This window comes from Chroococcidiopsis sp. CCNUC1, assembly GCF_023546805.1.
GTDB classification, from domain to species: domain Bacteria; phylum Cyanobacteriota; class Cyanobacteriia; order Cyanobacteriales; family Chroococcidiopsidaceae; genus Chroococcidiopsis; species Chroococcidiopsis thermalis.
The window spans coordinates 4,600,740-4,615,541 of the sequence record NZ_CP097480.1; the positions used below are offsets into that span (position 1 = coordinate 4,600,740).

The following is a 14,802-nucleotide window of genomic DNA, read 5'->3' on the forward strand; positions in this document are numbered from 1 at the left end:
TTCCTGCAAGAACTTTATTCTCAGTCTTCGGGAGGAGCGACTTTTTCTTTAAATAGCTTCCCTGCTGAGAAAGCCGGAACCTTAGTTGCCGGAATTTCCATTTTATCGCCAGTTTTCGGGTTGCGACCTTCGCGAGCTTTGCGCTCCCGCGACTCAAAAGAGCCAAAGCCTACTAGTGTCACTTTATCTCCTGTGGAGACTGCATCGATAATGGTTTCCAAAGCAGCAGTCAGCACGGCATCTGCTTGCTTTTTCGTCACGCTTGCCTTTTCAGCAATTGAATCGACTAATTCACCCTTGTTCATTTCATTCTCCTGTGAGTTAACAAACTACCTCAAAACAAGTGATTCTGAACTCTCGCAACCTGAGCTTCAACTTTCGGCTGTGGCTAGTTTGCCCACTAAAATCGCTGAAACTCTCATTGGTTGGATATTTCATTGACCTATTCTAAGGTCTGCTTGCCAAATATAGATCGTTAAAACCTTTAAGTTATATGGATTTCAGGATTTTTTAGACAATTGCTCGATTTTTTCTGCACAATTTTTGACGAAATTCCGCCAATTGATTTTTTAACGCAGACAAAAAAAATTTATCCGATATAATATCCAGGCTATTTTTGATTGTTTTGAGAATTAGTTTGCGGCTCTGGTGATTTTTTTGGCGGTGCTGAAGCCTGTTTCCACTCTGCAAGGGGTCGGTTGACAGCATTTTCAAAATTAGTAGAGACCAATAGTACGCTAATTTGAGCGGGTTGTGGAGTCGGTGGATCGGCTTGAGCGTACAAAAAACTACGGTTAAAATCTGGCTGACCCAAGACCAATCGATGAGTTTTCCCATCCTGTAACTTAACTTCTACCGTCGCTTGAGGTTGCTGCAAGCCATAGTCAGAGAGCTGTGCGGCGGGTACGGTCAAAACGCGATCGCTCTTACTACTGACCAACAAATCTAACAAATAGGCGATCGCCCCTTCGCTGGCAGGAGCTCGATCGGGAACCTGCATTTGCCACCCTGTCTTACTATCCTTAGCGCGCTCGAACTGTAAAGTTTGGTTGCGAGTCTTAACATTTAGAGACTGAATTTGGTCTTCTTCAAACGTAAATATTTGTTGCTGCTTTTCTCGTGCTTCCTGGCGTTGAGGCGTGCCTTGAATTTCATAAAAGTACACAAATCCCCCCATTCCCAGTGCAAGGAGGAGCAAAATTAAGGTCGTGCGTTGGAGTTTCATCAGAAGTGGGTAATGGGTAATGGGTAGTTGGTAACTGATAACTGACAACTGATTTATCTCCGCAGCCACCACAATAAGACAGCGCAGGCAAAACCAATGACTGGCAAAATGACTAGAGAGATCCAACCTAGAAGGTTAATTTGTAGGGGCGTAAGATTCAGACGACGCTGTTTTTGTTCTTTAGGACGCACGGATAGGGTTTGTTTGTTATCTTGACTGCTCAACCAGCTAATGGAATTTAAGAATACGTCTCCATTCAATTGCTGCTCAAATAATCCATCGATCGCAAATTGAGCGTTACCAATGACTACCATCCTGGCTTGAGTTGTCTTGGGAGCAGAATTAGCTACTGGCTCGGCTGAGACGATGCGATTGAGGGCGTAACCTATAGTTAAAGGACCTTTGCGATCGCTTTGAGGATTAAATTGCAATGGTTGGCTTTGTATGTTGCTTTCCGCCCAACTTTCGGCACTCGTTTGTAGAATTGGCGTTGCTTCCACCCCTGTGACTGGTTTGCTGTCAATTGCTCTCGCGCCACCGAAAATCGATAGATTGTTCCCAAAATCTTGTGTAATTGGATGTTGTCCGTAGTTATCAACCACAGCAAAAGCAGGTCCAAAACCGATTGCTTGTCCTGCGGGATCGATAATCACTCGGTTATCTAGGGTAAGCCCCCAATTTTGCAGCAGACTATCTAAATTGGGGTTTGTATTTGGGTCGAGGAGTAGCATCAAACTTCCACCCCTCTCTAAATACGCGCTTAAGGCTTTGACTTCTTGCGGAAATAATCCTCGTTTGGGACTAGCAACGATCACTACAGTCGCATCTTGAGGGATCTTCGCTTGCTGGACTAAATTCAGCGGTTCGGCAGCAAAGTTTCTATCTTTAAGTGTATTCAGGGCTGAGGATAGCTTACTCTGTTCCCCGATCCCAACTTCGCCGTGACCTTGAAGGAAATAGACTTTTCCAGCGCGATCGCTTGTCACTTGCTGAATTTTAGTTGTCAGTTGCACTTCTGACAATCGCCCTTGTCCGACCGATTGTACGAACTGTCGCCGATTGCCTGCTTCTACATAAACATCACCAAACGATCTCACGCCAAACTTTTGAGCTATCCCTGGTCGTGTTTGCGGATCGACATACTCAAAACTAAACTGCGACCCTTGACGGCGATAATTTTCTAATAATGCTCGATCTTGAGGGTTTTGGTTGCGATCGAACACCCATACTTTGACGGGTTGAGACAAATTTTGGACAATTTCCCGCGACTGAGGGGCTAGCGTATATAGTCCCGTTTCGGTGAAATCGATCCGCGTTTGATAGCGAGTTGCTAAGAAATTAATGAGTCCGAGAATGACCAAAACTGCTAAAGTTGCGGCGATCGCATTTGTTCCCGCCTGAGTTGAACGTCGCTTCCACCACTTAGTTTTATAAGCTTGCCACAGCAAACCTAAAAGACTCAAAACAGCGCCAGCAGCAATTAATCCTAACGGGACAATTCCCCAGCTACCTGCAACAGTCCCCGCTGTTAAGCCCATGAGGATGAGAAAGGGACCGAGCAAAAATAGATATTGCCAGTAGTTTTTTTTCGTTTTAGTGGCAGTTTTCATAATAATTTTTTGTGTGACTACGGCAGAAGAGATCCCCCAACCCCCCTTAAAAAGGGGGGCTATAGGCGAGCGGGTGAGATCGTAGTAAAACTCATCTGTAGGGTGGGCATTGCCCACCTGAGTAGCAAGCATCTGTTGTTTGTAAGTAGTTTAAGATTGCTATAAAATTGGAAATTCTGATTTCAAGACCTCTATACCAAAAGTTTCAATATGGAAACGAATAGCTGATTCTAGATCTGACTTAGCTTCTTCGTAACTGTTACCTTCACCAATTACAACTCCTTCAATTCCGATTGGATAAGCAACGTAACCATCGAAGTGTTTTTCTACAATGAGCTTAATATTTTGCATTTTAATCTTTCCTCCAATTATCAAATTTGATTAATCATTTCATGTCATACTTGAGTATCAGCAAAAGATCTTGAACGTAAAGGTATAACTTCTCAGATTTCAGTTATAAGAATTGGTTAGACTGACAATTTAAGCGCATTGACTTCTAACCTCACCATGCGAATGTGTGCTAATCCATTGCGATCGAGTGGAAATCTTTCTAAATATGTCTCTACAAAGTCACTAATAAAATTGTCTCTTTTACCCTCAGATACACAGTGGGTAAAAGGCATCCAAGTTGTACGTATCCAACTTGCTAATCCCTCTTTGCCTACATGCGCCATATCTTTTGGAACTAATTCAAGTCGCTCAACTTTGAAACCAGTTTCATTCAACCACGGTGCATACTCTCGATCGCTGTAGAAAAAGTAAGGATTGTGAAAACCATCAAAGTAGTTGCTCCAATGCTTTCTAGCGATAACTTCAGAAAAAACTTGCAAAACATCCGCAGCACCTCCCTTACCTCCGCAAGAAATGACTAATCTACCACCACTACGTAAAGCTCGATTTGCACCCCTTAAAAACGCTTGATGATTATCAACCCAGTGAAGCGCAGCATTGGAAAAGCATAAATCGAACTCGCGATCGAAATTGAGAGAGCGAGCATCAACACAAGCAAAGGTAAGATTCGGATATTGTGCTGTCGTGTAAGTGCGCGTAGCATAAACAATCATTTCAGCCGAACTATCTATACCAATTACTCTACTTTGAGGTAAAGTCTTGGCAAAATCAGCCGTGATTTTTCCGTCGCCACAACCAACATCCAAGATAGATTCATTGCCTTGCAAATCGAGAGTTTCTCTTAACTCTTGCGCCCATTTCAATTGAGCACCTGAATTCTTGGCATATTCTTCTGGATTCCACATCATACAGAATTACTTACATAAAATTGCTCATTTTTAAAGCACGATCGCGCCATCAAGACCTCTGAAATCGTAAAGCGTCGATCGCCTGTGCGGTGAGAAAAATTCCCAACAGAATGTAGCTGAGAAAAACAACTAAACTACTAGAATCAAAAATTCCTTGAATCCAGTTAGTGTAATGTTTGAGTAAAGAAAGATGACTCAAGATTGCACCTATTGGCGTACCGCTGAGATTTTGGGCGATCGCATCGATAACCCAAAGAAACAAAATTAAAGCGAACGTAATAATCGCTGCCAGAATCGTGCTATCGGTGAGAGAAGAAATAAACATTCCTAGAGATAAGATTCCTGCTGCTAATAAAATGAGTCCCAAATGTCCCATCAAGGGAACGACTGGAAATACGGCAGGGTTGGCAGTACTCAATGCAAATGCTTCGTAGGCAAAGATTGGTAATATTAATGTTATGAAAAATGTAACGACTCCCAACAATTTTCCTACAGCAACCGCCCAGTTTGTCACGGGAGAAGTAGCAAGTAATTCTAAAGTCCCGCGCTTGCGTTCTTCTGCATATAAACCCATTGACAATATAGGCAAGATAAATAAAGCCAAAGAACCCATAATTCCCAAGAAAGCCTGTTGAAACTCGTAAGCCACATCAATCGGTGAAGCGGGAACTCCAGGTTGCTGCCCTTGCAGTAAGTCTCTTTGAGCAACTTGCTGAATAATTCCTTGTGGACCTAACAGAATCAAGGCAAAGAAAAACCCAGATAATAACCAAAATATACCCGCGATCGCATAAGCCAAAGGCGAGACAAAATAACTTTGTAACTCCCTTCTATAAATCGCGATGATGTTACCAAAAATTAAACGCATAATAATTTACTCACCACTCCCAACTCCCGACTCCTGTACGGGCGGGTTTAGAAACCCGCCCTACCGACTCCCGACTCACTTTCTAACGGCTTTTCTTCCATAGTCAGTTCTAAGAACACATCCTCCAAAGATGCTCGCGTTCTTCGCATTTCGTAAATTTTCAAGCCCATTCCGACCAAAACGGCAACAATATCTGGTCCTGGCTCCGTAGTTGGTTGGGAAACGACTCGCAGCACGTAGCGATTGGCTTCTGTGGTAGATATTGATTCTACCGATCGCACGCTGGGCAGCATTTTTATTAATTGTTGCGCCGCCGCACTATCACCTTCAGTCTCGATTTCATAGCCTGCACCACCAGCCAGGTTTGCCTCTAAACTGTCGGGAGTTCCGGTAGCAATGATTTGTCCGCGATTGATAATAGCAACGCGGTTACAGGTCATACTAACTTCCGGCAAAATGTGGGTAGAAAGCACGATTGTATGGCTGTCAGCAAGACTTTTAATTAAATTACGGACATCAATAATTTGACGGGGATCGAGTCCTACCGTAGGTTCGTCGAGAATAATCACTGGAGGATCGTGAACGATCGCCTGAGCGATCCCCACCCGTTGACGGAAACCCTTGGAAAGCTTGCGAATCAAAACGCGCCGTTTTTCTTGTAGGTTACACCGTTCTATCGCTGCTTTGACCCGCCGATGGCGATCGCCTGCGGCTACTCCCTTCAGTCTTGCTACAAAATACAGAAACCCTTCCACCGTCATATCGAGATATAGAGGTGGTGTTTCTGGTAAATAACCAATCCGCTGACGCACGGCTAAGGACTGTTCGTGGACATCATAACCTGCAATGCGTGCCGTACCGCTACTCGCAGGTAGATAGCCCGCTAAGATCCGCATAGTTGTCGTCTTTCCAGCGCCATTGGGTCCAAGGAAACCCAAAATTTCTCCCGCTTCCACGCTGAAAGTCACGTCCTGAATCCCAGACGTAGAACCGTAAGTTTTACTCAAATGTTCGACTTCAATCATCAGTTGGTGGTAATTGGTAATGGGTAATGGGTAATTGGTAATTGCTCCTCTGCCCTCAGCTCCCTCAGCAACCTTGCGCTCCCTCAGCTCTCTTCTCCCTTGTCCCCCTTGTCTCCCGACTCCCGACTCCCGACTCCCGACTCCCGACTTGGTAAATACCCTTCCATCAAACAATCAGAACCTACGGTACGCCACTGGACTCGTTCGAGAGTTATGGCTTGTGTCATTTGGGTGAAGCCTAAGTCGCCTACTGGGGTAGGAGCTGTGCTTCCGCCGATGATTTTGGGGGCAATAAAGGCGAAAATTTTCTGAACTGTACCTTGGGCGATCGCTTCTGCTGCTAAAGTTCCGCCGCATTCCCACAGGACGGAAAGACAGCCGCGCTGGTAGAGATGAGCCATTGCTGCGGTGGGGGTGAGGGAATCGAGTTCTAAAATTTCTACACCGCGATCGCGTAGTAACATCTGCATGTCAGGGTTTGCTCCTGCTTGCGTCATCACTAATGTCGATACTGTTTCGGTTTGCCACAAATGAGCTGTAGTTGGTAAATCTAACGTCCGGCTCATGACCACACGCAAAGGATTAGGCGCATCTATTTGGCGGATTGTCAAGCGGGGATTGTCAATTCTCACGGTGTTTCCGCCAACAATGATGGCATCGCACGCAATTCTTAGCTGCTGCACTTCCTCTCGCGCTGCTGGATTAGTGATCCAAGCACTATGACCGCTAGTCGTAGCAATTTTACCATCGAGGGTCATAGCATATTTGAAGATGCCGAAGGGTCGCTGATAGACCATGCGATGAATAAACCCTTCATTGAGTTGCCGACAGTCAGCTTCTTCCACTCCAACGACAACTTCAATTCCCGCACTGCGTAGCCGCGCAACTCCCCCACCTGCAACTAGGGGGTTCGGATCGACCATTCCTACCACGACTTTTGCTACCCCAGCCGCGATTAAAGCTTCCGTACAAGGGGGAGTACGTCCGTAGTGGTTACAAGGTTCGAGGCTGACGTAAACGGTAGCTCCTTGGGCGCGATCGCCTGCTGCTTTCAGGGCAAAAACTTCTGCATGAGGCTGCCCCGCCCCAGGATGAAAGCCTTCGCCGACGATTTTTCCATCTTGCACCACAACAGCCCCAACTAGAGGATTGGGGGCAGTGCGTCCCAAAGCACGACGGGCAAGGGTAAGACACCGTTGCATCATTTCTCGGTCGAAAGCCGTACCTACCCTTGGCTCTATTTTGGAATCCATTGCCAATGCCGTTTGTACTCCAAAGATTAGCTGAGATTCTGCGCTATATTATAGGCTCGGTGAGACTTTTGACCAAGCAAGAAGTCAGGAGTCAGGAGCCAGGAGTCAGAATGACTAAACAAAAACTGAAATCCCGTGCCTTTAGAGTTACAAGGAAAAAGCCAAATCTACGGACTCCTTCAACCAATTTTGACTTTTAACTTTTGACTTTTGACTTTGCTATGACATATTTTCGCCACAATATCGAGCAAATGTCAGGCTACGTACCTGGAGAACAGCTCATTGGTACGAATATTATCAAAATTAACTCGAATGAGAATCCTTATCCACCCTCACCGTTGGTATTGGCAGCGCTACGTAACTTAGATGGAGAATTATTACGGCGCTATCCAGAACCGATGGCTGGACGTTTTCGCACTGCTGTTAGTGCTGCTTTAGATCTCCCTTCAGATTGGATTATTGTCGGTAACGGTAGTGACGAACTGCTTGGTGTTATTACCCGCGCTTGTACCTCACCGCAGCGGCAGATTGTTTGTCCCATGCCAACCTATGTTTTATACCGTACCTTGGCACAGATTCAGGATGCTGAATTTGTCGAAATTCCCTATGACGACAATTACAATCTGCCGTTAGAAGAAATCATCGCGGCAAATGGAGCTGTGACATTTATTGCTTCACCTCACAGTCCATCTGGTACAGTCGTGCCACTAGATTTACTCGACAAGTTAGCGGCGCAATTACAGAGTATTTTAGTCATTGACGAGGCTTATGTTGACTTTGCCGCAGAAGATGCTTTGGAATTAGCTAAAAAACACAATAATGTCATCATTTTAAGAACGCTTTCCAAGGGCTACTCTTTAGCAGGGATCAGACTGGGCTTTGCTGTAGCCAATCCTGCTTTAATTGCCGGATTAATGAAGGTGAAAGATAGCTACAACGTTGATGCGATCGCCTGTATTGTAGGAGTAGCTGCACTTCAAGACCAAGCACACAAAAATGCTAATGCCGAGAAAATTAAAACGTCGCGGGCAACGTTAGCTAGTGAGTTGCAAAAACTCAACTTTGATGTTTGTCCATCACAAGCCAACTTTCTTCTAGCGCGATCGCCTCATGGTAATGCCGAATATCTTTACCACAGTTTGAAAACAAGAGGTATATTAGTCCGATATTTTCCCCAGCCGCGCCTAGAAGACAAACTTCGCATTACTGTTGGTACAGACGAACAAAACGCCCAACTTGTCAAGGCTCTGGCTGAGATTATGGGAGGAATGTAAGGGCAGGTTTTGACCAAAAATTTTCGGTTAAAGCTGTTCTCAAATCATCATCGCGTGCCTAAAAATCTCGTTGTCGTCCACCAGTGATTTAAGGGATAGTAAATAACTGGAGCCCAAAGGCTACTAATTACGGCTGAGATTAATGCAATTTGTTGATGATGTTGCCATACCTCAGCTAATTTGCCTAATGGCAAACCAAATGTATATGTTGTTGCCTCACCCAGGAAACCAAATTGTAGAGTGGCGATCGTTTCTACCATAATCGTCATGGCAAAGACAATCAGAGCCACAGAAATAAAATCTTCCTGAAGATAGCGCTGCTTTTGCAACCGTGCCGTCAAAATTCCCACCATCATTAAACCGAAAACATGAGTGGGATTATGGGCAGTCATGCCATCTTGAATGAGTCCCAAAGTAATACCTGCGATCGCTCCTTGTAAAACCGAGCGTTTAATACTCCAAGTGACTACCCAGATCAGCAGCCAGTTAGGAGCAATACCAAGTAAAACTGTTCCTGGCAAGCGCATCGGTAGTAAGAGCAGACACAAACTCGCCGAGCCAACAATCGCTACCCCATTAACAAACTGTCGCCAACCAGGAGACTTCTGCCACAGGTGGCGCAAAGATTTAAGTCCCTGCATAAAAAAGAGGAGATTTTTTAAAATTTCAATTTTCAGAGCCTCGATCTTAAAGCAGCAAACGAAAATCGTAATTCAGACTTTGTAAATCGTAATTAAGTGGGGAGTCGGTGTAGAGACGTTGCACGCAACGTCTCTACACCGACTCCTAACTCACTTGCTCTTAGCGTAGACAACTGCCCACTCTAGATGGGGAATGGGAGCGGAAAAGGAGACAATAGCTTCGGGAGCAGGGCTTTTATTCAAGTCGATGGATTCAATCTTACCTACAGGTAATCCGGCAGGATAAATTTGGCTGTAAGTAGAAGTGACGATCGCATCGCCGCGTTTCACGTCAGGCACTTTATCAAAAAACTGCATCACGGCTTGACTTTCTGATAAGCCGCGTAAAAATCCTGTATGACGGCTGCGACTGACTGTAACCCCTAGCTGACTGGTGCGATCGCTAATTAGCAGTACGCGGCTGGTATTGGGAGTGACGCTACTAATCTTACCCACTAACCCCCAGGAGCAGTGACGATATCTCCGACTTTAATTCCCGTACTCGTACCGCGTCCCAGAGTTATTTGCTGCCACCATTGATCGGCACTACGTCCGATGACTGGAGCGACAATGGCTCGTTCTAAATTATTAGCAGACTCATAACTAAGTAGTTTTTTCAACTGTTGGTTTTGGCTTTTGAGTTCTGCTAACTGAGCTTGAAGCTCTTGATTTTGAGCATCACTCAGGCGCTCTGCTTGCACGGAAACCGAGCGATGAAATGGGAGAGTGATGAGTTGATAAATTTCAAAAATTAGTGCTGCTTGGGTCTGCCTGATAGTCCAAGCAGTACCAAGAGCAACAATGCATAGTAAAATCGGTAGGGCGCGTTTCTCCCACCACTGACGACGTTCGATATACATAGGTTTTAGTAGTTAGCAGTCAACTCGATGGGTTGACTTAATAGGCTTTTAGGTTTAGATAACAGAGAGATATGCAAATTGGTAATTGGTCATTAGTCATTGGTCATTTGTGAGTAGTTAGTAACTTTTTACTTACGACTTACAACTTCTAACTCCTATTTTTGACTTTTAACTTTTGACTTTTGAATTATCCATTACCAAATGCCATTTTTATCCACGCCGAGAGCGATCGCTAAAGACTCGCTCCATTTGCTTAAATTTTTCTAGTGCCAATCCCGTTCCTAAGACGACACAGTGCATTGGCTCGGCTGCAACGTGGGTGACAATTCCAGTTTCATGACTAATTAGTGTATCTAGTCCTTTCAACTTCGCGCCTCCACCCGCAAGCATAATACCTCGATCTACAATGTCGGCTGCAAGTTCTGGTGGTGTCCGTTCCAGCGTCCGCTTGAGTGCTTCCACAATCACAGACAGCGGTTCTGACATACTTTCGCGAATCTCTGGTTCTTTGATCGTGACGCTACGCGGCAAACCAGAAAGCAGATGCAGCCCTCTAACTTCCATCATATTATCTTCGTCATCGCGGGAGGGATAGGCAGAGCCAATCCGCAGCTTAATTTCTTCCGCCGTGCGTTCGCCGATGACTAAGTTATAAATTTTTCGCATGTACTGCATGATGGCTTCATTCAGCTCATCCCCTGCAATTCGTACCGATTCGCTCAGTACCGTACCGTAAAGGCTGAGAACGGCGATTTCGGTTGTTCCACCCCCAACATCTACGATCATGCTACCGATGGGTTCGGCAACAGGCAGACCCGCGCCGATCGCGGCTGCTAGTGGTTCGTCAATCAAATAAACTTCTCTTGCGCCTGCTTGAGATGCTGCATCCATTAATGCTCTGCGTTCTACCCCCGTAACTCCACTGGGAATACCAATCACGACACGGGGAGAGACAACCCTGCCTTCATGAACTTTTTGCATGAAATGCTTCAGCATCATTTCAGCAGCATCGAAGTCAGCAATAACTCCATCACGTAGCGGACGAATTACCGAGATGTTGACGGGCTTAGTAGGCGTTCTACCAAGCATTTTTCTGGCTTCTTCTCCCACAGCAATCGACGATTTATCGCTTAAATCTAGTGCGATCGCCGAAGGTTCTTGCAGTACAATTCCTTTTCCAGAGACATAAATCAAGGTATTTGCAGTACCGAGATCGATACCCATATCTCTAGACAACGACAAACGGTTAAACAGACCAAACATACCCACGCTTCTCACTCCCCCGTAAAAGCAAGATATAGTTTTTACACATCAGTAGAGTATTAGTAACTAGATCGGAATTTTTTTATCCCTCTAATTCGAGTTTAGTCGAGCCAACTAATTCTCGGTCAGGCTTAGTTGCAATTCTTAGACTGGCTGACAAAAACACCCCTTCAGTTAAGAAAAGTTAACGCTTGTCCAACTAAATTCCCAAGAGTAATTTCACTGAATCTTTATACAAATTTAAGCCATTTTTTGCTTACTTTAAGTAATTTCACAGTTGTCAGTTGTAGCAATCATATTTGATTCATGAACGTGGAGCAGGCTTCTAGCCTTCGGCAGGCTAGAAGCTCGCTTTACAAATCATTTAGAACTGCTATATCAGTTACCGAAAAGCCAATTTCCAATTATTGAAACTCGGGCGATCTCTTGATGAATAAGTATTAACACTTAATCGAATTGTGAAGAAAAAAGGAGATCGTTGACAAGAAGTAAATACCTAACGCGCCAATTTATAAAATCTTCATAAATTAGTAATGAGTAATTGATAATTGGATGCTAACTAGTAAAACCAGCTTTTTATCTCTAGTCACTAACCACCAGCCACTGATAACTGACAACTGAGATCTTGCCAGTATAGGTACGGAATAAGCTACGATTGTGGTTATAGTAAATTAAGTACAATTGTACTAAATTTGAGTGATATGAGTCTTAACGTTGTTACTCTCGTCGGTCGTGTTGGTGGCGACCCTGATATTAAGTATTTTGAGTCTGGTAGCGTCAAGTGCCGCATGACGCTAGCTGTAAGGAGACCAACCAAAAATAGCGAGGAACCAGACTGGTTCACGCTAGAAATTTGGGGTAAAACAGCGCAAACAGCCAAAGATTACGTTCGTAAGGGAAGTCTAATTGGAATCAAGGGTTCCTTAAAGTTCGACACCTGGGACGATCGCAATACGGGTACACCGCGTTCAACACCAATCATTCTTGTGGACAAAATGGATCTTTTAGGATCTAAACGCGATAACGAAGGTGGCGGCTATAGCGGTTACAGTAGCGATGACAATTTTTAACCAAATTTGCATATGTGTAGGGGCGCACAGCCGTGCGCCCCTAGATTCATCTGTGCGTCCCTAAATGATTTAGGTCTATCAATAACCAATTTGCAGCGTTACAGAAGCCTCTATTTGCTGTTCTCCACCGATTACAGGAGTCGTAGCGGCTTTATCGGCAAAAGCTGCTTCTCGCGCCATTAAAGGCATGGGAGGCTGTGGCGGGTTAGCGCTGTTGATTTGAATACTGACAATTTCCTTTTGGCTGAAATTGAGGCTGCTCAAAACAGCACTTGCCTGCTGCTGAGCATCTTTTGTCGCTGCTTGCAGGGCTTGTTGTCTCGCTTTGGCGATCGCCTCATCTGTAGCAATAAAACTCACCCCTTCGACCCGAGTTGCTCCAGTTTTGACGGCAGCATCAATGATATTACCAGCTTGTGAGGTTGGGACGCGGAAACTTACTGTATTTGTGGCAGAATAACCCGTAAGCCGTTGCTCGTTATTGGCGTAGTTATAAAGAGGATTTAAGTAAATTCCTGTAGTTTCTAGTTTTTCTACGTTACGCGATTTCAATAAGTCTACAACTGCTGACGATCGCCGCGCTGCTTCTTGCTGTACTTGCTGGGCTGTTTTGCCTTGTACTTCTACTCCCAAACGTACCTGAGCTAGCGTAGTAGGGATAGATTCTACCCCTCTACCCGTGACAGTCAGAGTTTTATAAGTTCGATCCATTTTATCTGGGGCTGGTTGCGCCCATACGGGAGAAATATAACTGAGAGTTGACAAACTCAATGCGATCGCCGTAACTGTAATACTGTTTTGGATTTGAGACTTGAGATTGCGATCGCGCAAAGTCGCTAAGCCGCTAAGCGAGAATTCAACTGGTTTGCGCTTGGAAGCAAATTTTTTTTGATGTATTGAGAAGTGTTGCATTGAACTGATTTACCTCACACAAATACCGTACTTTCTTAGACAAACTGGATGAAAATACGTTCCTAATCTGGCATTGAATGAGGATAAGTTGTAAATGGTTACAGTTTTAGTAACTAAGCTAATTTAAAGTCAAAAGTCAAAAGTTAAAAGTTAAAAGCTTGTCCTTGAGCAAAGCGAATGGTCAAAACTGAGGAGATAGGAGTTATGATTAAACACTCACAAATGACGAATGACAAATGACCTTTTCCAATACATCATCCTTGGGTTAACTTATTTAGGTTTGGGGCTAGGCTACTTCCCCGGTTTGCGGATGAATCGCGCGACGATCGCTTTTGTGGGGGCGGCTTGTCTAGTTGGTTTTGGTAGTTTTAGTCTCAAAGAAGCTTGGGAGGCGATCGACGCTGGAACGATCGTTTTTCTCCTTAGTATTATGATTGTCAATGCTTACCTTACCAGCGCCGGTTTTTTTCAACTAGCTTTAAATATTTTATTACGTTACACTCGCAGTCCTTTTGGATTACTAACTGCTTTAACATTTGTCAGTGGTTTTTTATCTGCCTTATTTCTCAACGATACGATCGCGCTAATTTTTACGCCTTTAACACTCGCTCTAGCGCTAGTTTTAGAATTAAACCCAATTCCCTATCTTTTAGCATTAGCAGGGGCAACAGATATTGGTTCTGTTGCTACTTTAAATGGCAATCCTCAAAATATTTTAATTGCTTCGTTTTCAGAAATTAGTTATTTAGAATTTACTCAGGCTTTAGCTCCTGTTGCTGTAGTGGGATTGCTCGTACAATTAGGCTGGCTGTGGTATTTGTATCCCGAAATTCGTTCTTTGAAACCTATCCTCGACCGTCCCCACATTAGACGCAGACGTATTCTTAAACCCGTACTGTATAAAAGTTTAATTATTACTGGAGGGATGTTAATAGCATTTCTACTCGGCGCACCGCTAGCAGAGTCAGCGCTGGTAGCATCTGGATTGCTTTTAATTACCCGTAGGCTAAAGCCACAGAAAATTCTACCAGCAGTAGAATGGGATTTATTGCTGATGTTTTCTGGCTTGTTTGTACTCACAAACGGTGTTAAAAATCTAAAGTTTCTTCAAAGTTTTACAGTATTAACAGATAGCAACGCCGGATTATTAAGCGTAACAGTAGTGCTTTCTAATTTAATATCCAACGTTCCAGCAGTATTGTTGTTACAACCATTAATTCCTCAAAATAGCGATCGCGAGTGGTTGTTACTGGCAGCTGGTTCAACTTTAGCTGGAAATATGACGCTTTTAGGTTCGGTGGCAAATATGATTGTGGCTGAAGCTGCGGCAAAACAAGGTTATCGCCTCAGTTTTTGGGAACATTTGCGCTTTGGCTTGCCTTTGAGTCTAGTCACTTTAGGAATTGCTTATTTCTGGCTACAGCAATGATGGCGGTTTTCAATTAGATGCAATACACGTCTTGTAGGGGCGCACAGAGAAAGCGCCCCTACAAATGTCATCCA

Annotated in this window: 16 protein-coding genes; 3 read left to right on the top strand and 13 right to left on the bottom strand. The window is 44.3% G+C overall.

Annotated elements, in window-relative coordinates:
- Positions 1-20: 20 nt before the first annotated feature.
- The 8 genes from M5J74_RS21170 to ribD all read right to left on the bottom strand — a co-directional run bounded on the left by M5J74_RS21170 (position 21) and on the right by ribD (position 7,240).
- Positions 21-305: an HU family DNA-binding protein gene (locus tag M5J74_RS21170; RefSeq protein WP_015156000.1), complete on the bottom strand. Its 285-nt coding sequence runs from the start codon at positions 303-305 to the stop codon at positions 21-23.
- 305 nt (positions 306-610) lie between these two features.
- A complete protein-coding gene (locus M5J74_RS21175) occupies positions 611-1,225 on the bottom strand; it encodes a DUF4340 domain-containing protein (protein ID WP_015156001.1) in 615 nt (204 codons plus the stop codon).
- Between the two features lie 53 nt (positions 1,226-1,278).
- Positions 1,279-2,835, bottom strand: coding sequence for a GldG family protein (locus M5J74_RS21180; RefSeq protein WP_371934067.1), 1,557 nt, complete (start codon positions 2,833-2,835; stop codon positions 1,279-1,281).
- 159 nt (positions 2,836-2,994) lie between these two features.
- Positions 2,995-3,186 (bottom strand): type II toxin-antitoxin system HicB family antitoxin, encoded by a 192-nt coding sequence (locus M5J74_RS21185; protein ID WP_250013077.1) that lies wholly within the window; start codon positions 3,184-3,186, stop codon positions 2,995-2,997.
- Positions 3,187-3,302: 116 nt separating this feature from the next.
- The gene (locus tag M5J74_RS21190; protein ID WP_250013078.1) at positions 3,303-4,094 is read right to left on the bottom strand and encodes a trans-aconitate 2-methyltransferase; all 792 of its coding nucleotides are present in this window, start codon (positions 4,092-4,094) and stop codon (positions 3,303-3,305) included.
- 49 nt (positions 4,095-4,143) lie between these two features.
- Positions 4,144-4,962 (bottom strand): ABC transporter permease, encoded by an 819-nt coding sequence (locus M5J74_RS21195; RefSeq protein ID WP_015156005.1) that lies wholly within the window; start codon positions 4,960-4,962, stop codon positions 4,144-4,146.
- Positions 4,963-5,009: 47 nt separating this feature from the next.
- Positions 5,010-5,987, bottom strand: coding sequence for an ABC transporter ATP-binding protein (locus tag M5J74_RS21200; RefSeq protein ID WP_371934068.1), 978 nt, complete (start codon positions 5,985-5,987; stop codon positions 5,010-5,012).
- Positions 5,988-6,070: 83 nt separating this feature from the next.
- Complete coding sequence (ribD, locus tag M5J74_RS21205) at positions 6,071-7,240, bottom strand: bifunctional diaminohydroxyphosphoribosylaminopyrimidine deaminase/5-amino-6-(5-phosphoribosylamino)uracil reductase RibD (protein WP_015156007.1); 1,170 nt, start codon at positions 7,238-7,240, stop codon at positions 6,071-6,073.
- 221 nt (positions 7,241-7,461) lie between these two features.
- Between ribD and hisC the strand changes: the two genes are divergently transcribed.
- Entirely contained in the window at positions 7,462-8,514 is a 1,053-nt protein-coding gene (hisC, locus tag M5J74_RS21210; protein WP_250013080.1) for a histidinol-phosphate transaminase, read from the top strand.
- A 47-nt stretch (positions 8,515-8,561) separates the two neighbouring features.
- Here the strand turns inward: hisC and mreD are convergent, their stop codons facing one another.
- The 4 genes from mreD to M5J74_RS21230 all read right to left on the bottom strand — a co-directional run bounded on the left by mreD (position 8,562) and on the right by M5J74_RS21230 (position 11,278).
- A complete protein-coding gene (mreD, locus tag M5J74_RS21215) occupies positions 8,562-9,155 on the bottom strand; it encodes a rod shape-determining protein MreD (RefSeq protein ID WP_015156009.1) in 594 nt (197 codons plus the stop codon).
- Positions 9,156-9,305: 150 nt separating this feature from the next.
- On the bottom strand, positions 9,306-9,650 hold the full coding sequence (locus M5J74_RS21220; RefSeq protein ID WP_250013081.1) for a rod shape-determining protein MreC: 345 nt from the start codon (positions 9,648-9,650) through the stop codon (positions 9,306-9,308).
- Positions 9,650-10,054, bottom strand: a complete 405-nt coding sequence (locus tag M5J74_RS21225) for a hypothetical protein (protein WP_250013082.1) — start codon at positions 10,052-10,054, stop codon at positions 9,650-9,652. Before M5J74_RS21225 ends, M5J74_RS21220 begins: the two co-directional genes overlap by 1 nt.
- A gap of 210 nt (positions 10,055-10,264) precedes the next feature.
- Entirely contained in the window at positions 10,265-11,278 is a 1,014-nt protein-coding gene (locus M5J74_RS21230) for a rod shape-determining protein (protein ID WP_041462553.1), read from the bottom strand.
- A gap of 740 nt (positions 11,279-12,018) precedes the next feature.
- Here M5J74_RS21230 and M5J74_RS21235 point away from each other — a divergent pair.
- On the top strand, positions 12,019-12,387 hold the full coding sequence (locus M5J74_RS21235; protein WP_015156012.1) for a single-stranded DNA-binding protein: 369 nt from the start codon (positions 12,019-12,021) through the stop codon (positions 12,385-12,387).
- Between the two features lie 78 nt (positions 12,388-12,465).
- Here M5J74_RS21235 and M5J74_RS21240 read toward each other — a convergent pair whose 3' ends face one another.
- Positions 12,466-13,299, bottom strand: coding sequence for an SIMPL domain-containing protein (locus M5J74_RS21240; protein ID WP_250013083.1), 834 nt, complete (start codon positions 13,297-13,299; stop codon positions 12,466-12,468).
- Positions 13,300-13,528: 229 nt separating this feature from the next.
- Between M5J74_RS21240 and M5J74_RS21245 the strand changes: the two genes are divergently transcribed.
- Positions 13,529-14,728, top strand: coding sequence for an anion transporter (locus M5J74_RS21245; RefSeq protein WP_250013084.1), 1,200 nt, complete (start codon positions 13,529-13,531; stop codon positions 14,726-14,728).
- The last annotated feature ends 74 nt before the right edge of the window (positions 14,729-14,802 follow it).

Bases quoted from the DNA above. Each gene is read 5' to 3' on its own strand.
- M5J74_RS21185 (WP_250013077.1), bottom strand. From the start codon at position 3,186: ATGCAAAATATTAAGCTCATTGTAGAAAAACACTTCGATGGTTACGTT.
- M5J74_RS21190 (WP_250013078.1), bottom strand. From the start codon at position 4,094: ATGATGTGGAATCCAGAAGAATATGCCAAGAATTCAGGTGCTCAATTG.
- M5J74_RS21200 (WP_371934068.1), bottom strand. From the start codon at position 5,987: ATGATTGAAGTCGAACATTTGAGTAAAACTTACGGTTCTACGTCTGGG.
- M5J74_RS21175 (WP_015156001.1), bottom strand. From the start codon at position 1,225: ATGAAACTCCAACGCACGACCTTAATTTTGCTCCTCCTTGCACTGGGA.
- M5J74_RS21230 (WP_041462553.1), bottom strand. From the start codon at position 11,278: ATGGGTATCGATCTCGGTACTGCAAATACCTTGATTTATGTCTCTGGA.
- M5J74_RS21225 (WP_250013082.1), bottom strand. From the start codon at position 10,054: ATGTATATCGAACGTCGTCAGTGGTGGGAGAAACGCGCCCTACCGATT.
- M5J74_RS21180 (WP_371934067.1), bottom strand. From the start codon at position 2,835: ATGAAAACTGCCACTAAAACGAAAAAAAACTACTGGCAATATCTATTT.
- M5J74_RS21170 (WP_015156000.1), bottom strand. From the start codon at position 305: ATGAACAAGGGTGAATTAGTCGATTCAATTGCTGAAAAGGCAAGCGTG.
- ribD (WP_015156007.1), bottom strand. From the start codon at position 7,240: ATGGATTCCAAAATAGAGCCAAGGGTAGGTACGGCTTTCGACCGAGAA.
- M5J74_RS21235 (WP_015156012.1), top strand. From the start codon at position 12,019: ATGAGTCTTAACGTTGTTACTCTCGTCGGTCGTGTTGGTGGCGACCCT.
- M5J74_RS21195 (WP_015156005.1), bottom strand. From the start codon at position 4,962: ATGCGTTTAATTTTTGGTAACATCATCGCGATTTATAGAAGGGAGTTA.
- M5J74_RS21240 (WP_250013083.1), bottom strand. From the start codon at position 13,299: ATGCAACACTTCTCAATACATCAAAAAAAATTTGCTTCCAAGCGCAAA.
- hisC (WP_250013080.1), top strand. From the start codon at position 7,462: ATGACATATTTTCGCCACAATATCGAGCAAATGTCAGGCTACGTACCT.
- M5J74_RS21245 (WP_250013084.1), top strand. From the start codon at position 13,529: ATGACAAATGACCTTTTCCAATACATCATCCTTGGGTTAACTTATTTA.
- mreD (WP_015156009.1), bottom strand. From the start codon at position 9,155: ATGCAGGGACTTAAATCTTTGCGCCACCTGTGGCAGAAGTCTCCTGGT.